The 22,335-nt window shown below is 54.1% G+C and carries 19 protein-coding genes; 7 read left to right on the plus strand and 12 right to left on the minus strand.

Going from position 1 to position 22,335, the window contains the following annotated elements:
* The first annotated feature begins 763 nt into the window (after positions 1-763).
* Positions 764-1,162: a DUF2809 domain-containing protein gene (locus tag QWJ10_RS22430; protein WP_289929715.1), complete on the plus strand. Its 399-nt coding sequence runs from the start codon at positions 764-766 to the stop codon at positions 1,160-1,162.
* A gap of 23 nt (positions 1,163-1,185) precedes the next feature.
* On the opposite strand, the gene QWJ10_RS22435 is transcribed toward QWJ10_RS22430, so the two are convergent.
* Together QWJ10_RS22435 and QWJ10_RS22440 are read right to left on the minus strand one after the other, a co-directional pair.
* A complete protein-coding gene (locus tag QWJ10_RS22435) occupies positions 1,186-1,566 on the minus strand; it encodes a cytochrome c family protein (protein WP_019364128.1) in 381 nt (126 codons plus the stop codon).
* Between the two features lie 376 nt (positions 1,567-1,942).
* A complete protein-coding gene (locus QWJ10_RS22440) occupies positions 1,943-4,333 on the minus strand; it encodes a TonB-dependent siderophore receptor (RefSeq protein WP_289929716.1) in 2,391 nt (796 codons plus the stop codon).
* A gap of 221 nt (positions 4,334-4,554) precedes the next feature.
* Between QWJ10_RS22440 and QWJ10_RS22445 the strand changes: the two genes are divergently transcribed.
* Positions 4,555-4,764, plus strand: coding sequence for a hypothetical protein (locus tag QWJ10_RS22445; RefSeq protein ID WP_289929717.1), 210 nt, complete (start codon positions 4,555-4,557; stop codon positions 4,762-4,764).
* Between the two features lie 75 nt (positions 4,765-4,839).
* On the plus strand, positions 4,840-4,995 hold the full coding sequence (locus tag QWJ10_RS22450; RefSeq protein ID WP_159435118.1) for a hypothetical protein: 156 nt from the start codon (positions 4,840-4,842) through the stop codon (positions 4,993-4,995).
* A gap of 83 nt (positions 4,996-5,078) precedes the next feature.
* Here the strand turns inward: QWJ10_RS22450 and QWJ10_RS22455 are convergent, their stop codons facing one another.
* From QWJ10_RS22455 to QWJ10_RS22465, 3 genes are all read right to left on the minus strand, one after another.
* Positions 5,079-5,699, minus strand: a complete 621-nt coding sequence (locus tag QWJ10_RS22455) for a LysE family translocator (RefSeq protein ID WP_289929718.1) — start codon at positions 5,697-5,699, stop codon at positions 5,079-5,081.
* A 189-nt stretch (positions 5,700-5,888) separates the two neighbouring features.
* Entirely contained in the window at positions 5,889-6,476 is a 588-nt protein-coding gene (locus tag QWJ10_RS22460; RefSeq protein ID WP_289929719.1) for a glutathione S-transferase, read from the minus strand.
* Entirely contained in the window at positions 6,476-6,901 is a 426-nt protein-coding gene (locus tag QWJ10_RS22465) for a VOC family protein (protein ID WP_289929720.1), read from the minus strand. The genes QWJ10_RS22460 and QWJ10_RS22465 overlap by 1 nt, the downstream gene beginning before the upstream one ends.
* A 113-nt stretch (positions 6,902-7,014) precedes the next feature.
* On the opposite strand from QWJ10_RS22465, the gene QWJ10_RS22470 reads away from it, so the two are divergent.
* The 3 genes from QWJ10_RS22470 to QWJ10_RS22480 all read left to right on the plus strand — a co-directional run bounded on the left by QWJ10_RS22470 (position 7,015) and on the right by QWJ10_RS22480 (position 12,940).
* The gene (locus QWJ10_RS22470) at positions 7,015-7,923 is read left to right on the plus strand and encodes a LysR family transcriptional regulator (RefSeq protein ID WP_289929721.1); all 909 of its coding nucleotides are present in this window, start codon (positions 7,015-7,017) and stop codon (positions 7,921-7,923) included.
* Between the two features lie 817 nt (positions 7,924-8,740).
* Entirely contained in the window at positions 8,741-11,788 is a 3,048-nt protein-coding gene (locus QWJ10_RS22475) for an ATP-binding protein (RefSeq protein WP_289929722.1), read from the plus strand.
* 489 nt (positions 11,789-12,277) lie between these two features.
* Positions 12,278-12,940, plus strand: a complete 663-nt coding sequence (locus tag QWJ10_RS22480; RefSeq protein ID WP_289929723.1) for an HAD-IA family hydrolase — start codon at positions 12,278-12,280, stop codon at positions 12,938-12,940.
* An 86-nt stretch (positions 12,941-13,026) separates the two neighbouring features.
* Here the strand turns inward: QWJ10_RS22480 and QWJ10_RS22485 are convergent, their stop codons facing one another.
* From QWJ10_RS22485 to QWJ10_RS22510, 6 genes are all read right to left on the minus strand, one after another.
* Positions 13,027-13,182, minus strand: coding sequence for a hypothetical protein (locus QWJ10_RS22485; protein ID WP_289929724.1), 156 nt, complete (start codon positions 13,180-13,182; stop codon positions 13,027-13,029).
* Between the two features lie 87 nt (positions 13,183-13,269).
* A complete protein-coding gene (locus QWJ10_RS22490; protein WP_354669642.1) occupies positions 13,270-13,911 on the minus strand; it encodes a glycoside hydrolase family 3 C-terminal domain-containing protein in 642 nt (213 codons plus the stop codon).
* Between the two features lie 35 nt (positions 13,912-13,946).
* Positions 13,947-15,245 (minus strand): glycoside hydrolase family 3 protein, encoded by a 1,299-nt coding sequence (locus QWJ10_RS22495; protein WP_289929725.1) that lies wholly within the window; start codon positions 15,243-15,245, stop codon positions 13,947-13,949.
* Between the two features lie 391 nt (positions 15,246-15,636).
* A complete protein-coding gene (locus tag QWJ10_RS22500) occupies positions 15,637-17,271 on the minus strand; it encodes an APC family permease (RefSeq protein ID WP_289929726.1) in 1,635 nt (544 codons plus the stop codon).
* 84 nt (positions 17,272-17,355) lie between these two features.
* Positions 17,356-18,612 (minus strand): FAD-dependent oxidoreductase, encoded by a 1,257-nt coding sequence (locus tag QWJ10_RS22505; protein WP_289929727.1) that lies wholly within the window; start codon positions 18,610-18,612, stop codon positions 17,356-17,358.
* A 7-nt stretch (positions 18,613-18,619) separates the two neighbouring features.
* On the minus strand, positions 18,620-19,582 hold the full coding sequence (locus QWJ10_RS22510; protein ID WP_289929728.1) for an ornithine cyclodeaminase family protein: 963 nt from the start codon (positions 19,580-19,582) through the stop codon (positions 18,620-18,622).
* Between the two features lie 105 nt (positions 19,583-19,687).
* Between QWJ10_RS22510 and QWJ10_RS22515 the strand changes: the two genes are divergently transcribed.
* Positions 19,688-20,464, plus strand: coding sequence for an AraC family transcriptional regulator (locus tag QWJ10_RS22515; protein WP_010798642.1), 777 nt, complete (start codon positions 19,688-19,690; stop codon positions 20,462-20,464).
* Positions 20,465-20,816: 352 nt separating this feature from the next.
* On the opposite strand, the gene QWJ10_RS22520 is transcribed toward QWJ10_RS22515, so the two are convergent.
* The gene (locus tag QWJ10_RS22520) at positions 20,817-22,127 is read right to left on the minus strand and encodes a methyl-accepting chemotaxis protein (RefSeq protein WP_289929729.1); all 1,311 of its coding nucleotides are present in this window, start codon (positions 22,125-22,127) and stop codon (positions 20,817-20,819) included.
* Positions 22,128-22,335 lie beyond the last annotated feature (208 nt).

The following is a 22,335-nucleotide window of genomic DNA, read 5'->3' on the forward strand; positions in this document are numbered from 1 at the left end:
CGAAAAGGCTACCTCAGCTGCATAGCCGTTTAATTTTTGACGAGAACGGACGCTTTATTTCAATATCCACAGATAAAAGCCTTACTAATTAAGACAGCCCAGCCAGACAATTCTTCAACTATGATAAAAGTCACATTAGGTTTTTATGAAAAGTCGCGCTTGTTAGCCTAGTGCCGTTGCGGCAAAAAGAAGCAGGTACGACGGATCGTCACGAGCCTTCTGGTCAGTTGGTCAAAGGAAAGACATTGACTCTATTCCTGCTTCGACAAGCTAACTAGGAGCTTCAAGACCATGGTGACACTGCTCTGTATTGAGCGATGCATGCGGACCAATTTTTCAGACAAGCCCTAAGCGATGGTTGCCCAAGCTCTATATGAACTCATTTATCCCTCGCACATTTCCAACATCGAGTTGTTGGTATCTGATCTCCCGAGCCTACGGATCGGAACGCTGTATTTGACGTTGCGATGAGCTTTAACGGATATGAAGCGCTTGGTTCATTTGAGGCAGCGCCCGAAAAGGCCCAAGCTAAAGAACAAGCAACTTTAAGAGACCTTCGTAATGAGCTGTTCATACATTGTCGGGCCCTAGGACACCGTAATGACAATCACTTTGTATTTATCTACAAAACGCTTAAGCCATTGTTGAAAATAATGATCGAACACAGGGAAAATCATTTAGCAGTCGTCCCGTGTGCCACTCGAACACGCCTATAACAATGCGCTTAAATATTTTACGTTCTCATAGACCAGGCCGTAGCAGAGTGCGGATTGCACTGGCGTTGCTTGCCGTTATTGCCTTAGGGCTAGCCTCTCGCCAGTTTCCTATCATCATCCCTGACGCTCTTGGAAAATACCCAGGCGATGCGCTTTGGGCGCTCATGATCTTTACAGGTCTGGCTTTGATCGCGCTCCGCGCCAATGCTGTATGCCTGGCGGTAACAGCATTTGGTATTTCATGTGCGGTGGAGGCAACGCAGCTTTACCAGGCGCCCTGGATCAATACGATTCGCCATCATCCGTTAGGCCATCTTGCCTTGGGCACTACGTTTTCCTGGATGGATATCGTTGCTTACGGTATCGGCATATTGGCGGGCGTTTTAATCGATAGCCTGACCAGACTCACAGTAAAGGCTAGCCACTCACTCAAAGCAGACGCCTGATATGATTCTGGCGCAGCAAGCGCTTACTGTCCTTTGTTCTGGAAGGTCGCAAGATAGGCAAGCAGGTCGGCAATCTGCTGCTCATTACTGATTCCCCAGAAACGCATCTTTGTGCCGGGTACGACCTTGTCCGGATCCTTTAAGTAGGCAGCGAGGGTTTCCTCATTCCAGACAATTCCTGACGCTTTCATGGCCTCGGAATAGTTGAAGTCTTCAGTAGCCCCTGCCTTGCGCCCGAAAATAGCGTTGAGTTCGGGGCCGAACGAGCCCCTGGCATAAGTCCCCACCTTATGACAGTTACCACACCAGGACGTAAAATACTTTTTCCCTGCCGTTGCGTCACCGGCACCATAGGCGACTCCGTGTACCAGCAAGGCCAACGTCATTAATATCCACTTTCGCATAGCTTCTCCCACACCATTCGCGACGCTTGGAGTTCCATTATGCCTGCGTAAGGCCACAGCGTTTATTGACATAAAACAGAGTGACCAAGCATGACCAGGGTCAAAACGCCTATCCCCTCATCAGGACATTGTCAGCCCTGACAACTCAGCTGCAGCCTACCGGTAGGACCTGTCGACGCATATTGGGCGACCATGTATATGAACCTTTACGCTCAAGTAGTTGGCCAGATGGCAGGCAATATCTGTTTCTTGGTCTTCAAGGTAGGTGACTCTGCCAGCTCATTACAGGTGACCTATAGCTTTCTGTCCTGATCTTGTGTCAGCCGTCGAACCGTCAGGGTGGCTGGAGACTCCTCTCCAGCCACCTCGAGATGCGTTACAAGCTCCACCTCAAACTGAACATGACGTTACGCGGGTCACCATAGACACCTGTACCGCTGGAGTTAGGTATGCCTTGCCAGTACTTTTCGTCGAACACATTGTTCAGGTTTACCTGTCCATCCCAGTGCTCATTGAACTGGTAGCCCGCCATAAGCCCGACCACGGCATATGAATCCTGAACAGCGTGACCGGTCCCAACACGGTTATAGGTTTTGCTTTGAGCGAGCACATCAGCGCCAATGCGCCAGTCGCTCAGCGCTCCGGTCAAGCGATAGGTAGTAGCCGCTTTAAACAGATGCTTGGGTTGCTCAGGGGCAAACAAGGTACCCTTATTATAGGTTTGATCTTTCACGTATTGGCTGAGCACCAAGGTGTAGGAGGCCGAAATGTCCCAGTTGGGCGTCAAGGCACCTGACAGCTCGGTATCGATACCACGACTGCGCACCTCCCCTGCCGCTTCATAGCAGGTGCGGTTCTGGTTTCGGCAAAGCGCGGGCTGATCTGGTACTGCGTAGGCCCGGTTCTGCTGGGTCATATCGAACACCGCGATAGAGGCATTCAGATTACCGTCCAGGTACTCGCCCTTCAGGCCGATCTCGTAGCTTTCCCCCGTCATCGGCTCAAGCGTGGATCCACCCAAGTCCTGCTCGGTCTGTGGCTTGAAAATTTCGGTGTAACTGGCATAGACCGAATAGGTGTCATTCAAGTCATAGATGATGCCCGCATAGGGCGTCACCTCTCGGGTTACCGTGTAATCCCCGGTATCGCTCGCACGGTTATCGTAGTCGTACCACGTCACGCGGCTACCCAGGATAACGTGCAGCGGATCAATGGGATTAAACCGGGCGACACCGTAAACAGCTTTTTCCGTTGCCGTATTTTTGCTTGAATAGGGAAGCCGGTCGCTCAGGCTGGGCTTGACAATGACACCGGGATCAAAGTTGTAGATATCAACCGGCGTTGCTGTCGGCCAGTACCCTCCTTTTTGATCAAACCGCTCTTGCCGGCGGCTGGCGCCCAATGCCAGTTCATGCTCGCGTCCAAACAACGTGAATGGGCCGGATACGGTTGCGTCCAGGTTAGTCTGTACATCCTTGCTGTGGTATTGACCGGAAGACTGTGTGTAGGCATTACCCACCGGGGGATTAAGGTAACTGGAGAAGGTATTCGATTCCGCCCAGATTCGAGCAGCTGCCAGCCTGGCACTCCAGCCGTTGTCGAAACGGTGGGTGACATCGGTGAAGGCGGTAATGTTATCCCGATCCCAATATGCCCAGTCGTTACTAAGAAAGGTCGACCGCGAAAGGTGCAGGTTTTCTCCATTGGGGCCAGCGGGCAGACTTCCCCAGTCCGATACGGCATCGTCGCGCTGTTTAGAGGCTCCCAGAGTCCAGGTGGTGGCGTCGCTGAGATCGGCTTCGAGGATGCCATAAAAGGTCTGACGCTGCTTTTCCCGCTCATCAACGAAACTGCCGTCGTCTTCGTAGGCTGCGACCACGCGCCCACGCAACGTACCACTTTCGTTCAGCTTGTTAGATGCGTCCAGCTGGGTACGATAACGGTCCCAGCTGCCAGCACTGGTGGTAATACTAACCTGCGGAACAGCGGTGGGACGCTTGCGCACTAGATTCAGTGTCGCTGAAGGGCTGCCAGCGCCAGTCATCAGGCCTGTAGCACCGCGCACGACTTCCACGCGGTCATAGATGGCAAGATCAGCGCCGCTGATGGTATCGAGCGTAAACGTGCTAATGCTAGTGGGCAAGCCATCGTACATCAGGTTGTCGATGGTGAATCCACGCGCGAGAAACTGCTGGCGGTCTCCACCGAGTTTACGCAGTTGTATGCCGGGTGCATATTTGACGATGTCATTGAGTTCATTAAGGGCCTGGTCGTCGATACGCTGGCGCGTCATTACACTTACCGATTGAGGCGTCTCGCGTATCGACAGGGGCAACTTGGTAGACGTACTCATGCTACCTGTCGTGTAGGAGCCGGACCCTTCTGTTGCAGCCATATCGCTGGTAATACTGCCTGAGCCCTCTGCGACTACCTGAGTGATACCCAGCTGCGCCACTTCCTCACCCGCAGCCGATCCTGCCTCGGCGATAGTCAGCACGTTACCCTGAATACTGCCTACCAAATCACTCCCGGCCAACAGCGCCTGTAGTGCCACTGCAGGCTCCATCTGGCCCCGTACGGCAGGCGCTGTCCCGGCCACTGCTGCCGAAGTATAGGAAACCTGAAGACCACTGGCCTGGCCCAGTTGTCTCAACGCATTTGCCAAGGGCTGGGACGCAAGATCAACTGTGATCGGGGCGGCAAGTACTGTACCGGTAGTCAACAGCGAAACGGTGAACACCAACGGCCGCAGAGGAAACGCTTTCATTATTCAGAAGTCCTTGAAAAGTGCGAGCACCGCTATACCAGGCCGAACGATGTCGATCTGGGACGTTTTGTACATATGAAAAACGGCGTACAGGCAAAACTGGCAAGATGCTATAAAAGCGACCTATTAATGTAAATGATAAATATTAACAATTAATAATCAATTACAGACATGTGACGGATGCCATGGTGACTTCATGTTGTCCATGTAATGGAAAACGCTTGAAAAATCGCTATCGACATTGGATCAACGTCATGATGACCAATGCAAAACGGCATGAATGCGTATGGTTTGAAGTAACGGAAGGATTATTCTGGCCGCAGGCGGGCGAGTTGCCGGTTATATCCGCTGGTGCGAGATTGGCTTGTGACTCCAATCAGATAGAGGAACGGCAGTTGGACCTTAACGATGCCACAACAAAGCCGGTTTGAGATAAATGCCAAGCGCCTGTCGACGCAACGCCTGACCTTGTCTTTGTTTCGCTCGTTGTCTCTGCCCTGATAATTATGGAATGTTGGCAGGTATGGACAGGCTACAACGAAGCGCTTGAGCAAGCCGAAGCCAATACATTCAACCTGACTCGCTCGATTGCGCAGCATGCAGAAAACAGTATCAAAGAAGTCGATACCCTGATCATAGGTGCCTCTGCTTTGTTTCAGTAGCTTAGAACACAATAGACGAGATCTAGCCTCAAGATAGAAAGGCTACCTAGTAAGCCGCTCTGCATCGTTAAAATTAGAGACCTTCAGCGCTTGCTGAGCGCCAGGCGGGCGGCAAAGAGGAGGAAAACGCCCCCAGTGAGTCGGTCCATCCACTGGATCACTTTTTCACGACGTAAAATCTGGGCCAATGGACGAGTCGCACCGATCAACGCCATGGACCAGATGAATCCAATCACCACGTGAATGCTTACCAGGCCAAAGGTCCAGAGGATCAAGGGGTGTCCCTGCGGAATGAATTGAGGCAGGAAGGAGACGTAGAAAATTCCAACTTTGGGATTCAATACGTTGCCCAGCATCCCTTTGAGAAACCATTTCGTGTTCTGCACGCGGGTAGTGTCGTTGGCGACCATTGAGTTGCGGGGCCGCACCATCATGTTCAAGCCCAGCCAGCACAGGTAGGCAGCGCCACAATACTTGAGCACATCATAAGCCAGCTCGGATACGGCAATTAAAGCCCCAAGGCCAAAGGCAACGGCGGCGCCCCAGATCAAACACCCCGCATTGATGCCCAGTGCCGCCCGGATGGCCTGCGCTCTTCCCTCAACAGCCGCTGTGCGTAACACCAGGGCAGTATCAAGCCCTGGCGTTAATGTAAGTAAGGTAGCAGCCAGGGTAAACGCAACGACGTTATCAATGATGGGCATGGCTCAAAGAACGGTAGAGATGAAAACCAAACCTTAGCGCGTTTTAGCGTAACCCGACCATACCGCACGTGGAGTAATTCCTTTTCGGGAGCGCAACACCTCCATCATTGCGGTGTGTAGCGCCCCTGCCTGACTAACCGATCCTCAAAGGCAAACTCCTACCTCATAGGTGCCACGCTCATAGATTGATCAAGGCTTTTGCAAATAGCCGGGCAGCGCTTCCAGCCGCCTCATCCACCGTGCGACATAATTATAAGGCTCTAGATCCACATCGCCTTCTGGCGCCAGCACGACGTAAGGATAGACCGCGCAATCTGCGATGGTTGGGCGGCCCATTGCAAGCCAGTCGTTGTGTTCCAGATGCTTGTCGAGTAGCGAGAGCGTTACCACCGCTTTCTCAAGCGCCTGCGATTTATCCAGGTCGTAGCCAAATTTCTGCACCAGCCGTGCAGCACATACGCTGTGCTGCACTTCATTGGCAGCAAACGAGAGCCACTGAACGATCTCGGCTTGGCCTTGCGGATGCGCTGGCCACCATGCCAAACCACCATATACACCCGCCAGATAGACCAGAATGGCCTGCGAGTCTCTGACGACCTGCTTGCCGTCTTCCAGGATAGGTAACTGGCCCAACGGATTCAGCTCCGACAGCGGCGGCTGCTTGTGTGCTCCGCTCAGAAAATCCACTGGCACACGTTCAAGCTCGATATTGGCCAATGACGCAAAAAGCCTCACCTTGTAGCAGTTTCCGGAAGCCTCCAGATCATACAGTTTCATCATGCATCCTTTTTAACAAGCTGATTGAACTCGAGAACGTTACCATCGGGATCGCGGATAAACAGCGCGACGCGTCTAGGACCAATAGGATGCGGCCCTTCCGTAATCATGATCCCCTGCTCGTTCAACCAACTCTGGAGTGCCTCAAGGTCATCTACAATAAAGGCAGGATGAGTCATACCCGGCAGCTTTATCGGTTCATCCAGTAAAACATTGTGAGCATGGGGTATACGGGTCCCGTTAAAGATCAGGTTTATACGAACCCCATCAGGGCTGAGCATCTCATTGGCCTCATACCGAGGAAAATGTGCGCTCTCCATAAATCCGAGGGCCTGATAAAACGATATCGCTCGGTTTTTATCACTGACACGAATCCCGATGTGGTCGTATGAGAGAATTCGTGCAGGACTTGGTTGCTGGTTCATAGGTTGCACTCCGGTTGACCTCAGGCGTTCTAGTTTCTGTTGATCCATCCGTTTCACCTATGCCGTGAACCTGAGAAGACTTATGCAGTAATTGCACAGATAAAGGCGCAGCAATGGACAAGCTCAAGGCGATGGCCAATTTCATTCGGATAGTGGAAAACGGCAGCCTGAGTTCAGCGGCAGAGGCAACCGGCCAGTCGGTGGCGTCGCTTGTACGCTCACTGGCGGCCCTGGAGCGTCATCTGGGGGTTCGGCTATTGAACCGCAGTACGCGCCGTATGGCCCTTACCGTCGAGGGTGAGGAGTATCTTGCCTGGAGTCAGCGAATGCTGGCTGATGTCGACGACATGGAGCAGCGTCTGGAAGCTCGCGATGGCGTAGTTAGAGGTGTGCTCCGGCTAACGGCGCCTGTCGAATTCGGACAACGCTACGTTGCACCTGTCCTAAACGACTTTCTTAAGGAGCATGAAGAAGCAAGCGCCGAACTGACGTTAAGCGACGAGATCCTCCCGCTGCTGGATGAGCGCCTCGATCTTGCCCTGCGGATCGGCCACCTTCGTGACTCAGCCATGATCGCACGAAGAATAGGAGGTACCCGCCTCGTTACCTGTGCCAGCCCTGATTACCTTCGCGCCTCACCTGTCATTGATAACCCAGGCTCATTGCGTGAACATGCTTGCATCCTGTTGTCATCACAAGGCCGGCACTGGTACTACCGGCACAACGGAAAGGAGCTGGCCGAATCCATCACACCTCGGCTGGTCTGCAACCAGGTTAGAGCAGCCACCCTCGCCTGCCTGCAAGGCTTGGGTATCACACGGCTGATGCATTATCAGGTTGCCGATGAGCTTGCTGAGGGTCGTTTGATCAGAGTCCTCGAATCGTTCGAACCTGCGGACTTGCCCATTCATCTGGTCTATCCGCACGCCCTGCAGCTTTCGCCCCGTGTGCGCGCCTTCGTGGACTGGGCTTGCCCGCAGCTGGAAAAACGTACACCTGATCCGCGGGTACGCCGCCTGTAAAAACCAGGCGGCCTCAGGTTTTCACACTTTCAAACACGCAGAATCAGAGGCATAACATAACGCTACCCGCTCAAGCGATACGCCTTGTTGTCCATACACTATTGAGTTTGGAGCTCGGCCTTGCAAAAAGGACAGAGCCAGGCAAGCGAGTCGCTCTCCGGATGAAGCGAATAAATACAAGCCCGGAGCTCACCGCACTCTTCGCACTCGACACGACGGTTCAGTTGGTCATCGTCATCATCAGGCATGCCAGACATAAGAACATCCATTTAATATGAGTCGGTTGTTACTAGAGGCAGACAGCATGGAATTCAGGACGGCCTCATGTCCTGAAGGCTTTTCTAGAGCCAATCAAGCCAGCCGACACTAGTAAAAAGGTAAAACGCGTAAAAGGGAATAGCCGTTTGCCACCTTGATACTGCGCTTATCAAGCCAAGCCGTCTATTACCAAGAGGTATTAAGGAAGGTATAAGGCGGGGCTCAAGGCTGCGAAGATTGAAATGCTGTGCAAGCTACCAGTGGCCATCCACCCCGCAAATGGTTTTCATCTAGGTAATAGACTCCTGCTCGACTAGCTTTCCCTTCTATTGCATGCTCCGCTGCCTGTTTCCATCGCACCCCTTAGTAAAGAATGGCCGCCTGCGCTTCAGAAAAAAGGAGTCGTGTGTTTCTACCTCTTCGAATAGTTTGTACATGGCCGGATGATCAAAAGCACCGGCCGCTGCGCTAGATGTCGTATCATAAAAGGGCTTCGTCTAGTCAGCCTTGGCTGGAATGCTCGTGCGCAGCAGGCTTTACCTTTGTTGAGGATCTACCCTTGGCTTTACCCGGCAAGCCCACCCCCAAGGTTCGTCTACGCAGACGTCTTCTGACGCTTTCATTGGCAGGCATTGCGCCAATTGCGCTGATTGCCGGGCTTGGTCTGGTGGCCATCATTCATGAGCAGAAGTCGATAGCCGAGCAGCGGAGCCTCGAGGCCACGCGCCTGACAGCAACGGCAGTAGACGTTGAAATTAACCGCTCGCTGGACCTGCTACAAACCCTTTCGCAGTCCCCTTTTCTCGATGATGGCAACCTCGACAGCTATCAGGAATTGGTCCGACGCGTCGTCCCGCTGGTGCCCGGTTGGAAAACTGTCATTATTGCTACACCGGATGGTCAGGTACTGAGGAGGATTGCCGCCCATCATGTGAGCGCAGACGGCCCGTTGGCAGAACCGGAAAGTTTTATGCAGGTCGTAAGCACTCTCAAACCTGCGATCGGCCAGTTGGCGGCAGGCCCCTCAGGCACATTGGCCATCCCGCTGCGTATGCCGGTCATGCGCAATGGCAAGCTGGTTTATGTCTTAACGGCGGTGCTCAAGCCTGAGGTGATCTTTAACGTTATCAACCTTCGACGTCTGCCCAGCGATTGGGTCGCCACCGTAGTCGATGCCAATGGACGCCGCATTGCGCGTACGCGCGACCATGAGAAAACCTTGGGCAAACCTGCTGCCCCTTCACTGATGGCAATGGTCAAGCAAAACACAAACGAAGGCAGCGGGCTGACACAGACGGTAGAAGGTATAAGGGTATATTCCGCCTATGTGCATTTGAAGCAGAGCGGATGGTTTGTCGCGACGGGCATTCCCGCACACGATATTGCCAAGGGAGCCCTCAAGGCGTTTGCCATTTATGGTGGAGGCCTTCTGTTGTCCCTGATTGTCGCGCTGTTGGCTACACGATACGCCTCGCGCCGCATCAATGACCCGATGCGCGCCTTGCGGCATGCTGCATTGGCCATGGGTCAGGGCCAGGCACCTCATCTACCGGAAACCGAGATTCGGGAGATCGATGACGTGGCCCAGGCGCTGATCACATCGGCGACGGCACGCCAGGAGAGCGAGCACCAACGTGACCTTTTAGTATCACGCCTGCAAAAAGCCCAGACGGCTCTCTCACAGCAAGTCGAAGATTTGGAAGGACTCTATGCGCTCAGTCAAAGCCTGCTGCAGTTATCGTCGCTGTACGACCAATTAAGTGCGATTCTGAACTTGGTCTGCGAGCTGCTGAACGCACCTGGAGGGTTCATCGGCTTGGAAGGTACAGCACCAGCGCCCGATCGGCTGGTCAGTAAAGGAATATCAAATGCTGCCCTACCGGTGTCATGTCTCCATGATCAGGTGCAGGGCAACCTGGTAGAGCACTCAAGCCGGCTGCGCGCTGAGGGTTTCAGAACGCATCACGATGTAACGATACGGCGTGATGGTCAGGACACACTGGGCTGGCTAACGGTGCTGTTCAGAGAGACCCATGAGCTTTCACCACGGGAGATTCGGCTGGTCGAGATCTGCGCAGCGACGGCTGCCCTCTTTATAGATCGCGCCAGCCAGCAGGAAAAAGCCCGGCGCTCCGAACAGCAACTTCATGTAGCGCTTAACTCTTCAGCTATTCCCTTCGCCATTCTCTCTCCTGCTACAGAGGCACAAACATCGGTTGAAGACTTCACCCTGGTCTATATCAATGACGCTGGGGCGACGGCCCTACGCTCCCGTGCAGCGGCGCTTACAGACAAGCCTGTCAGCAAGGTGCTGTCTGGTTGGGCGCAGGGCGACATCTATCATGCGCTGCGTGAAACAATGATCAGCGGCGAGCCTAGATCGCTCGAGTCGCTGGTACAAACGAGCACCTGCGAAGGCTGGTTCCATATTGTAGCCACGCCGTTCCAGAACAATATTGCCGTCTGGTTTGCCGATATCAGTGAGCGCAAACTTCAGGAGCAGCAGCTTCGCGAGGCTGATCGTCAGAAAGACGAGTTCCTGGCGACATTGGCCCATGAATTGAGAAACCCACTGGCGCCTATTCGTCAGGCAGTCAGCCTGCTGGAAACAGGCCAAATCAGCGAAGAGCAGCGCCGGTGGAGCCAGGACGTCATCAAGCGTCAGGTGACCCATATGGGGATGCTATTGGACGATCTGCTTGATGTTTCCCGGATAACCCGCGGCAAGATCGAACTGCGTAAGCAGCCCACGCAGCTAGCCTCTGTGCTACGTGCCGCCGTCGAAACGACTAAGCCTCTATTCGAGACGAAGGGGCACACGCTGACTGTCGAGCTCCCTTCAGACTCTGTCGCTCTGAATGTGGACCCGTTACGACTGGAACAGATTCTGATCAACCTGTTGAGCAACGCAGCCAAATATACGCCCCAGAAAGGTCGGATTACGGTTACCACAGCCCTTAATGGCAACGAGGCACACATCACTGTTTCGGATAATGGGATTGGTATTGAGCCTGACGCCCTGGCCTCCCTGTTCGAGATGTTTGTACAGGTTCCCAGATCCAGCGAAGAAACCAATAGCGGATTGGGTATTGGATTGGCACTGGCTCAATCCCTGGCTCAACTGCATGACGGCACGCTTACTGTTGCTAGTGAGGGCTCAGGCAAGGGCGCCTGCTTCACCCTCAGCCTGCCTTATGATGAGACCCTGGAGGCACCGCACGACGTCGTCTCATCGCCTGCCGTCTCGACAGCGGACCATCGCCGCATCGTAGTTGCCGATGACAACCCTGACATAGCGGAAACCATGGCCGAGCTACTGCGCCTGGAAGACCATGAGGTGTCATTGGCCTACAACGGCTTTCAGGCACTGGAGCTGTTCAAAACGCTCAAGCCCGACGTGATGCTGCTGGATGTAGGTATGCCCGGCATGACGGGGCATCAGGTCGCTCAGGCTATTCGGGCATTGCCGGAGGGCAGACGCACGCTGCTTATCGCGATCACAGGATGGGGACAGGATCAGGACAAGGAAAAGGCCCTGCAGGCCGGCTTCGACTACCACTTTACCAAGCCGGTAAGCATTGCCGATATTTATGCCCTGCTCCAATAGCCAAACGTTATCTGGAAAGAACGCATGGCTCATAGCATGACACTTTCAAACCCTGCTCTGGAGCACCGGCGGGCCATATCGCATCGAAGGGTCACCATCGACGAGATGCTCAATGGCGTTGCTCTGGGTTGTCATGAAGAAGACTAATGGCTGTGCCATCGCAGAAGCCTGGGGTGACCTGTATTACCTGGAGCGGTCAGCGAAGGTACAGATACGTGCAATGAGCACAGGCAGGTAGGCTCCTTGCTCGCGTGGCCCTGCGATCATACGTAAGACCGCCGAGCAGATGCGCGAAGGCGACCTGGAAAGCGCTCGTCTGCACCTTGCCAGCATCAAACAGATGCTGGATCGTCATGAACCGGACTATGCAACGTAGCACCAGCAGAGGCCGGCTCCGGCGATGCAGATCGGAACACATCTACTGACGCACCGGGGACGGGTTCGGTACTATGCGGTACGCCACTCATTCACTTATCCCGAGAGCTACGGATGACATTGCCCACGCGACCCTATTCTGCCTTTCTTTTTGATATGGATGGCACACTGCTGACCAGCATCGCCTCCGCTGAGCGTGCCTGGACGCAGTGGGCATTGGGTCATGGCCTTGAACCGGCTGACCTTATTGCCGTCATGCATGGCGTACGCGCCGTGGAAACCGTTCGCCGTTTTGCGCCACCCGGCGCGGACATTGAGGCAGAGACGCGGGCCATTACCGAGGCCGAGATAGCCGACACCTCGGATGTAAGGGAAATTGCGGGAGCGGCAGCCTTTCTTGCCAGCCTGCCGGAAGGCCGCTGGGCACTAGTGACCTCAGCCTCACGTCGTCTGGCTGAAGCACGCCTTGCCGCTGCGGGTATGGCGCTGCCTGCCGTCATCATTTCGTCTGAGGACGTTGAGCATGGCAAGCCCGCCCCTGACTGCTTCCTGGCAGGCGCCAAAGCCCTTGGGGTCGATATCAGTGAGTGTCTGGTATTTGAGGATACTCATGCAGGCATTACAGCGGCGCAGGCTGCTGGCGCCGATGTAGTGGTCATTACGGCCACTCACAAAACACCACTGGATGTCGCCCATCCTAGCCTTGCGCACTACGCGGACGTGCATATCGAGCATGAGGCGGAAGGCCGGTTCCGGCTGGTTACGGCGAGCAATTGAGATAACGGGGCACGCCTCCAGATATTACTGTCAGGCCCACCCGTAACTGGCAGGCGCGCCGCAGCACAGGCTACGGCGCTTACCTCTTAGGGTGCCAGATAACGCTCGTCGAGCCGTACGCGCACCTTGTGCGGACGATCCATCGCATTAGCGCCTGCACTTACGTTGTAACTCCCTGCATGGATATGCCAGCTGTTGAACCGCTCATCGAACCGGGCAACCAGGCGCGGATCAACCATCACTTTTACCCGCTTGGTATGCCCTGGCTTGAGCTCAGCGCGATCCCAGCCTACCAGGCGACTCGTGAATCCGTTTTTCCTGGATGGGTTTTAGATATAGAACTGCGGCGTATCGATACCCTTAACCCGCCCACGGTTGGTGATGTCCATGCTCAGCACCAGCTTGCTGCCACGTGTTTCGGCATTGAGGTTACTGTATTTGAACTGGGTATAGGACAGTCCATAGCCGAACGGAAATAGCGGCTTCTTGCCCTCTCGCTCATACCATTTGTAGCCCACGTCAGCACCTTCAATGTTGTAGTTCTCTGAGAAAAACTCATCAGGTACTACAAAGGGACTGGAGGTTGTAGTTGAAGGGTCACGCATGGTAGGCCGTGGCAGTTGGCTTTCATCCTGGGGAAAGGTAACCGGCAAGCGGCCAGACGGGTTGACACTACCAAACAGGACACCCGCAATGGCCTCACCGCCTTTGGCTCCGGAATACCAGGCCTCCAGTACTGCTGGCACTCGGTTGAGCCAAGGCATCTTTACGGGTCCGCCTGTCTCAAGCACAACGGTTGCTCTTGGGTTGGCCTTAGCAACCACCTCAATTAAGGCATCCTGATTATCAGGCAGGCTTAAATCAGGAACATCGACTCCCTCGGTTGCCCATTGCTGAGCGAAGACGATAACGGCATCTGCGCCTTTGGCCAGTCTGGCAGCCCGCTGAATATCCTCTCCGCTGTCATACACAACCTGGGCGCGCGGCGCTTCAGCCTGAATAGCCTTTAAAGGTGATGAGGGATGATAGACCTGGCTGACATAATCAGAGCCCGCTGGCAGAACCAGGCTTCCGATGGTGTCACCTGGGCAGAGCCGCCACCTGATAAAACACCGGCATCCGCATGGCTACCTATCACAACGATACGTCTTAACGTACGTGAGAGCGGTAACTGATTACGGTCGTTTTTCAGAAGTACGATACCCTGCTCTGCCGTCGCCTTGGCCACCTTGGCATGAGCCTTGAAGTTTATGTCGATCAGCTTGGGCGGATGGTCAACGGCGCCCACAGCAAACAGGCTGCGCACCACGCGCATGGCCATATCATCCAGCCGCTCCTGGGATACACGTCCTTCCTGCACAGCCTTCTTCAAAGGCTCGCCAAAGTAGATGACTGGGTCCAAATTTTCACCGGACTCCTGATCCAGTCCTGCAAGTGCTGCTTTCTCAGTACTGGCAGTAGCGCCCCAGTCGGACATGACCCAGCCCTTGTACTTCCAGTCACCCTTCAAGACCTGATTGATGAGAAAGGCATTTTCCGAGGTATAGGTGCCATTGTATTGGTTATAGGAAGTCATCACCGAGCCTGGCTGACCTTTTTCGATAGCCAGCTCGAAGGCCAGGAGATCGGACTCACGTGCGGCCCCTTCCTTGATATCGGAGCTCACCGCCACGCGACCGGTCTCCTGGGCATTCAAGGCATAGTGCTTGATCGTCGAGACAACGTGCTTACTCTGTATCCCTTTGATGGAGTAGCCTCCCATGATGCCTGCCAGTAGAGGATCCTCTCCCAGATTCTCGAAATTACGACCACTGCGAGGTTCCCGAACCAGATTGACGCCGCCAGCCAACATGACGTTAATACCCTTGGCGTGCGCTTCGGTGCCGATAACCTTGCCACCTCGGTAAGCCAAATCAGGGTCAAACGTAGCAGCCAGCATCATGCTGGAAGGCAAGGCTGTAGCGTTATCGTTTGGGCGGATGTTTGAAGGGTTAGCCACCCCCATGCTGGCGTCACTTTCCTGCAATGCAGGGATGCCAAGGCGAGGGACGCCGGGAGCATAGCCTGCCGAGCCGACAGCTCCGTCTGGCTTGGGTGTATTGCCGATTGGAAACGGAAAGCCCACTTGGGTGTGCAAGAGCGAAATCTTTTCGTCGATGGTCATCGCCTTGACAGCTGCCTCAGCACGACGGTCTGCTGAATCTTTATGGTCAGTTGAGTAGGCCGCCCAACCATGCTCAACGTTAAATAAAGCAGCACCCACTATTGCAAGCGAAAAACAACTACGCAGGTTTGTTATTTTCATGTCTTATCCCGAGCCGAGCGATTACCTTCTTATTGAATGTGCTTGGGATGTATCACTGCTCAAAGACCTATCCTAAATACGTTTGTCCGGAGCGTAATGAATGGGATATAGGGAATAGATGACGATGACGCCGAGCCCTCACTGATCCTTGAATTCAATCCTTCTTCTCTGTCCTTGATCGATACTCAACCGGTCGGCTCAGCTTACGTTTCTTTAACACACCGCTCTTCCGTCTAGAGGCTGAAAGACCCTCCTCCTTCTAGCCGAGGAGAGCCGGCCGGCATGACCAACCGGGAGACAAAGGACAGGATAACCAGGCGATCAAATCCATGATGCTGCTTATAACGCTCAGGCAATACAGGTGCGATACCTTACAGAGGCTCAGCATCAACTACCGTAACGGCATAACAGGAATATTCTTAGCCGGGCCGTGTTCTTCGACGACTGCCGCGCCCGCATTCGATTCATCGCTGTCCAGGCCCACTAGATGCGAAGGCACTCCGCTAGCGGCGCCCCAGTAGTAGATGACCAGCGCAAACAAGGCTATGACTGCGATGTCGTAGGGATGGGCCAGCCAACCAGTGCCACCAAAGCTTCCCTGGTAGGAAAGGCCAATCATTCCAGCATAAAACGCAACCAACCAGGCCGTGCTCTTTATCTGCTGCTTCAGGCTTACGTCACGAGTCGGCGCCCACTTTCCACAGAACACATAGATCAGCGCCATTACCATTTGCAGCCCCAGCAGCCAGACTATGGTACTCCAGGCGGACCAGTAAACGATAAGCGCCGCAACCATGAACGAAACCGGCCCGATTACTCCGAACGCCCGGACCTTGAAAGGACGTGGCAAGTCAGGCGCGTTACGGCGTAAGGCTGCCACTGAAAGTGGTGCGATGGCATAGCTCAGAACCAGCGCTGCCGATACCACATTGATCATGGCCTCCCAGGAGGGAAACGGCAGTGTCCAGAGCAGCGATAGCCCGAATGTCAACCACAGCGCTGGTCGAGGAATGCCCGACTCGGTGTCGACCCTGGTAAAGAGCTTAAACAGTGTTCCGCTCTTGGCCCAAGCATAAACGACCCTGGGAGAGGCGTTCATATAGATATTTCCGCATCCAGTGGGTGAAATTACCGCATCACATACCACCAGAAAAGCCAGCCAGCCCATGCCAAGCAGAATCGCAATATCCCTGAAGGGAAGACTCATTTCCTGGCTGACCGCTTGCCATCCCTTGCTTAACAGTTCGGCAGGAACACTTCCCAGAAAGGCTATCTGCAACAAGACATAGATCAACGTAGAAAACAGAACCGACAGGATCAGTGCAATCGGTATGGTTTTCTGCGGATTATTCACTTCGCTTGCAACCGAGATGATCGGTGTCAGGCCCAGATAAGCAAAAATGATCCCACCTGCCGAAACCGCCATTTCAATCCCTGAAAGCCCAAAAGGCACAAACCCTTGTGTGCTAAAGTTCTCAGGTTTGAAAAACGCAAACAGCACCACGATTACCGCCAGCGGCACAAAGAACTTGAACACACTGATAAAGTTGTTCGCTCTTGCAAACGTCTTGACGCTTGAATAGTTGAGCTTGAAGAAGAGACATAATAACGCGAATTGAACCAGCCATCCGAGTAGTGTTGGACTACCCCCTTGCACCTGGGTGAGGCTGGGAAACCAGGCAGACGCATATTGGCGCGCAGCAACGACTTCGATGGCTACAAGGCTCGTGAAAGCAATCACCGTGATCGAGCCCATGAGGTACCCCATCAGCGGTCCGTGGGAATATACCGGATACCGGATGATCCCTCCGGTTCTTGGCAGAGCAGCACCCAGCTCACAATAGACAATGCCCAGCAGCAGCACAGCAAAGCCACCAATAAGCCAAGACAGAATTCCGGCCGGCCCTGCGATGGAGGACACGTGACTGGCCGCAAAGAGCCAGCCGGAGCCAAAGGTTCCGCCCAACCCTATGAGGGTCAGATCGACAAGTGACAGGTTCCGCTTGAATCTACCCTGAGAAGGCATAGTTATTACCCTTTATAAGTTTTATAGGCAGGTGTTGAAACGCAACGGTGTTATGGTTGCGAGGGCGGCCGATCCGCTGGCCGCTTAGAATCGAGTTATTCGAAAGGGCTTGAGGTTGAGGTCACAAGGCATACCCATCAGCCGCTGACTAAGCAACCGCCCCGTAATGGCAGCCTGGGTAAGACCCAAATGCTGGTTACCAAATGCAAACCCGAGATGGGCATGATCCGGATGTACATCGATGACCGGAAGCGAATCAGGAAGCGTAGGCCGCTTGCCCATCCACTCACTGGCCTGATTGATCAACTCGCTACGGTGTGGAAATAACTGACGGGCATGATGGCGTAATGTTTCGAATCGAGCCGGCTGGGCCGGCAAGGTCAGCCCGCCCAGCTCGCTGATACCGACAACTCTGAAACCGCTATTTAGCGGACTTAAAAACACCCGACGATCAACCGAACAGACTGGGCGATTCAGAAAAGTTTCAGAGCTTTGCACGCTCAGGTGATAGCCCCGTTCAGCCATCAGCGGGACGCTCATGCTTAGCGTTTTTAGCAGTTCACCGCTGCTTGCGCCGGCACAAAGGGCCACCTTGGAGAACATTCGGGTTTCCAGGCCAAGCTGAAGCTCGATACGGTGAGCATCAACTACCCGTATCGCAGCGACTGGCTGCTGCATAAACACGCCGCCTGCTGAGGTATAGGCCTCAAACAGCGCCGCACCCAACCAGGCGGGATCACGTACACGGTAGGCTTCGGGAAAATGCAGGGCATGGCTCATACGGCCCGCTAGATTAGGCTCCATATCGTCCAATTGCTGTCTCTCGATTAGCTCTACAGGCTGATCCCATGCCTGCAGGTGCTTAACCTCGCGGCGAGCAGCCGATAGGCCCGCAGCCGACTCCCAGGCCAGCAAATAGCCGCACCTCACCAAAAAATCGGATTGCCCAATGGAGGAAAGGCACGCTTGCCAAGCCGGTACTGCCTGGCGATTCAAGTCGGCCAGGGCTGTTCGGGAAGCATTGACCATGGCGGGACCGGCTGCCCGAGTAAAACGTGCAAGCCAGGGCAAACTGGCAGGAAGGTTCGCCTTGGGAATAACTAATGGCCCATGCCTGTCCAGCAGCAGACGTGGCGCACTTTTGAGTGTGCCCCAAGTGGATAATGGATCAATCGACTCCGTCGCAAGAAACCCGGCATTTCCCCAAGATGCGCCCTCACCCGGCCTGCCAGCATCTATTAACGTGACCTTACGGCCCTGCCGTTGCAGCGCTAGCGCCGTGCAAAGTCCAACCAGGCCAGCCCCAATAACTGCACAGCGCAACGAATCTAAAGCCTCCATGATGCGCCTACCTGTTTGCCGATGAACGTTCATAGGCCAGTATGGCGGCAGCCAAGTCCTCCACAGAGGCGCCGACAGACTTGAACAATGTCATTGCAGCATTAGGACTCTCCAACGCAGCGCGCCCCTTGTGCTTACCGTTACAGAGGTCGCTGAATTCGGCTTGAATGGACTGCGGTGTGATAACGCCTTGTTTGATGGGAGTGATCAAATCACCCGTTTCGGAAAGTGTACCTTCGCGCGTATCGACAAAAATTGCACAGCGGCGAACCACATCATCATCTGCCTCACGCATCTGAGGAGTAAAGCTGCCCACCAGATCCACATGCACCCCGGGGCTCAACCATTCGCCCTTGATCACAGGCTCATTAGCAAGCGTTGCACAACTAATGATGTCGGCGGCTACGGCAGCCTGCGCAAGTTCATCCGGCCGTACTGCTTGCGCTACTATTCCCTGCTGGATGAGTTCCTGGGCAAAACGCTCGGCAGAAACCTCGTTTCGATCGTAAATTCTGACCTGCTCGATCTGCCTTACCGAGAGATGGGCAGGAACAAGATAATGTCCCATACGCCCAGCCCCAACCATCAGCAGTGTTTTCGAGTCGGGCCGGGAAAGATACGTTGATGCCAGTGCCGAAGCTGCTGCGGTGCGGCGTGCCGTCAGTTCATTTCCGTCGAACTGACCTAGCGGGAGACCTGTCTTGCCACAGCTGAGCAGGTAATGGCTACTCAAGCCCGGCTTGCCTCGAGCGTTGTTACCAGGAAAGACATTGACCTGCTTGACGCCCACATACTCACCTTCGATCCAGGCGGGCATCAGCAACAGCATGGCAGCAGGATCTCCAGGTACTTCGATACGGTGATGATGGCGCACCGGCGAGTGGGTCGTACGCGTGAAGATTCGGGAAAGGGCCTCGATAAGCGCAGGCCAAGGCAAGGCCTCAGCCACCTGTTTTGCGTCTAGATACATAGTAGGTGCTCGACATCAAACGAGCCCCCAGCCTAGTATGCTAATGCAAGCCTATGTTGACCCAGATTATGACAGCCTTGTCTCAAACTATTAGGTTTACGCGCTGTGCAGACTTCCTTCCGAACTAATCTCATTGCGACCAGCCATGGCGTCCATACCCATAGCTATCCCCAGATACTGATTGGTCAACAAGGAGTTATGCATTGTGAGCTGCCTGCCAACAGCGGAGAGGTCGCGCGTGGCGCCATTGGCCTCTTGCCCTGCGATACCGAACACCGGTATCGCGGTGCCTCCGAGCGGTGCCAGTTGCTGGTAATCGACCTCAACGTCGAAGACGCCTTCATCAAGGCCTTTGAGGAGGCCTGCACGGTCTCTATCGAATCGCGACTGCTGAGCGAGCCTGCTCTACTGCCTCCAAGTCCGGGTGTGCTAAATCTGCTAAGCTGGACGGACTATCAGGTTCGCCACCTGAACAGCCATACCATGCCGGTACTTCAATATCAGTTGATCTCGGCTTTTCTAGGAGAATTGATACTACAGGGAGCATATACACCCGTTGCCTCTCTGAAATCAGGCAGGCTCGAAAAAGCCCGCCTTGATGATTATATAGATCATCATATGCATCGGCTTATAGAGAACGAAGAACTGGCCAACCTTTGCCATGTCAGCACAAGCCATCTGTATGTGTTGATCAAACAGCTCTCAGGCCTGAGCCCTCAGCAATACATAGCTGCCCGACGCATGCTCAAGGCACAACAGCTGATCAACGAACGAAAGTTTAATTTGATTACTATTGCTCACCGGGTGGGCTTCTCGGACGGCGCCAGTTTCAGCCGGGCCTTTCGCCGCCATTTTGGCCATGCTCCCAGCGCAGCGAATTAATGTAGCAAGGGGCTTTAAAACTGATCTGAGTCAAACATCCAATGTTAGCCAAGACTCCTACAATTAATCCGGCCTTTCCTGTGCGACAGACTTTTTCTGCTAAAGCGAGGCTATTTTGTAGGCAACAAAAAACCCGCCGAAGCGGGTTTTTGCTGACCGTGCTCGATATCCGTATCAAGCTGCCATCCTGGCTTGGTCATCATCCTTGACCTGACTGAGCGCGTCCTGCGCTCCATCCAATATGTGTAGATTAGGACATGACTTAGCTGAGTAATAGCGCTGCTTTTCCCACGCTTGTGTAAGCCTTTTGCTATAGATAAAGCAGCTTGGCCCTACACCAGACTTATACCGACTAGAGCTCGCTGGCAAACCGTTTGACTGCTCCCACGACCTGTTTTGCCCCATCCTGAATCTCGACGATCGCCGTACCGGCCTGTGCAGCCAGATCCAGTCCCCGCGCGGCCTGTTCACGGCTACTGGCCATGCTACGTACGGCGGTTTCGGTCATCTTCTGATTTTGCTGCACGACGTCTACAATTTCTTCAGTCGCCGAGCTGGTACGCCCTGCCAGTTGCCGTACCTCGTCAGCGACCACGGCAAAGCCTCGCCCCTGCTCGCCGGCACGAGCGGCTTCGATTGCGGCATTGAGCGCCAGCAGATTGGTTTGTGCAGCAATGCCACTAATCGTCTGGACGATGGAGTTGATCACCAGTGACTGACGGTCCAGCGCTTCGATCCCCTCGGCAGCAGCTTGCATTTCAACCGAAATCTGCTGCATGGTTTCGACGGCATTATTCACGACCGCAGCGCCCCGCTGAGCGATGATGTCTGTTTGCCTGGAGATATCAAAGGCTATTCCGGCCGCTTCGCGCACCTCGGCCTCCCGAAGTACCTGATCCGTCACGACTGTTGCGAATTTCACGACCTTGTAAAGCCGGTTATGTGAGTCATAGACCGGGTTGTACGTGGCCTCGAGCCAGACTTCGACACCATGGCTATCGACTCGCCTGAAGCGGCCGGCAACAAATTCCCCCCGGTTCAGCTTGGCCCAGAACGCCTCATACTCTGCAGAGGATGCTTCTTGCTGTGTGCAGAAAATACGGTGGTGCTTACCTGCTATCTGCGGCTCTGAATACCCCATCGTCCTGAGGAACAAGTCGTTGGCTTTGATCACCGTACCGTCAAGGTTGAATTCAATGACTGCAGTAGAGCGCAGCAACGCATTGATAAAATGCTCGTTCTCCTTGGCTAGTTCGATGGTTTTGGTCACTTCCTTGCCAAAGCCCTGGATATAGGAAAGCTTATTCTCTTGGTCGCGGACAGGTTGCCAATGGATGTTTAGCCAAGCGAGCGCGCCATCCTTGCGGATATAGCGATATTCGTCACTGACCGGGAGCCCTTTGGCAACGGCTGCACGAAAGTTTTGGAAGCATGGCAGCGTCTTCACATAGGGAGGCACAATATCTGCCATTGGACGTCCTATCACCTGGTCAGCCGAGTAGCCCAGCGTCTGAAGAAATTTGCTGTTGGCACTCTGAATACGGAACTCAGGATCAAGGGTTAAGGCAACCATGGAATCGTTCATTCCTTTGACGATCTGACGTAACGCTGTCAGCTCTTCGGCCTGGACTTGCAAGTCCTTTTTCAAGCGAGCATTGAACATGATGCACCGGCTAAACCAAGAAAGGGTCGATGGTTAACGGCAGGGCTGGAGTATTTCTTGAGTAGCCAAAGGCAACTTTTTTCTTAATATCCAAGGTACATCAAATCGCTCTAGCTGAATGCTTTCAGCATAGAACTCATGAGCAACGGCGGCTAACTTGGTTATCTGTTTACTTTGCTCAAATGTGTCTTTCAAGTATGTACATATA

This window comes from Pseudomonas sp. WAC2, assembly GCF_030403525.1.
GTDB classification, from domain to species: domain Bacteria; phylum Pseudomonadota; class Gammaproteobacteria; order Pseudomonadales; family Pseudomonadaceae; genus Chryseomonas; species Chryseomonas luteola.

Bases quoted from the DNA above. Each gene is read 5' to 3' on its own strand.
- QWJ10_RS22435 (WP_019364128.1), bottom strand. From the start codon at position 1,566: ATGCGAAAGTGGATATTAATGACGTTGGCCTTGCTGGTACACGGAGTC.
- QWJ10_RS22440 (WP_289929716.1), bottom strand. From the start codon at position 4,333: ATGAAAGCGTTTCCTCTGCGGCCGTTGGTGTTCACCGTTTCGCTGTTG.
- QWJ10_RS22450 (WP_159435118.1), top strand. From the start codon at position 4,840: ATGGAATGTTGGCAGGTATGGACAGGCTACAACGAAGCGCTTGAGCAA.
- QWJ10_RS22455 (WP_289929718.1), bottom strand. From the start codon at position 5,699: ATGCCCATCATTGATAACGTCGTTGCGTTTACCCTGGCTGCTACCTTA.
- QWJ10_RS22460 (WP_289929719.1), bottom strand. From the start codon at position 6,476: ATGAAACTGTATGATCTGGAGGCTTCCGGAAACTGCTACAAGGTGAGG.
- QWJ10_RS22465 (WP_289929720.1), bottom strand. From the start codon at position 6,901: ATGAACCAGCAACCAAGTCCTGCACGAATTCTCTCATACGACCACATC.
- QWJ10_RS22470 (WP_289929721.1), top strand. From the start codon at position 7,015: ATGGACAAGCTCAAGGCGATGGCCAATTTCATTCGGATAGTGGAAAAC.
- QWJ10_RS22480 (WP_289929723.1), top strand. From the start codon at position 12,278: ATGACATTGCCCACGCGACCCTATTCTGCCTTTCTTTTTGATATGGAT.
- QWJ10_RS22495 (WP_289929725.1), bottom strand. From the start codon at position 15,245: ATGAAAATAACAAACCTGCGTAGTTGTTTTTCGCTTGCAATAGTGGGT.
- QWJ10_RS22500 (WP_289929726.1), bottom strand. From the start codon at position 17,271: ATGCCTTCTCAGGGTAGATTCAAGCGGAACCTGTCACTTGTCGATCTG.
- QWJ10_RS22505 (WP_289929727.1), bottom strand. From the start codon at position 18,612: ATGGAGGCTTTAGATTCGTTGCGCTGTGCAGTTATTGGGGCTGGCCTG.
- QWJ10_RS22510 (WP_289929728.1), bottom strand. From the start codon at position 19,582: ATGTATCTAGACGCAAAACAGGTGGCTGAGGCCTTGCCTTGGCCTGCG.
- QWJ10_RS22520 (WP_289929729.1), bottom strand. From the start codon at position 22,127: ATGTTCAATGCTCGCTTGAAAAAGGACTTGCAAGTCCAGGCCGAAGAG.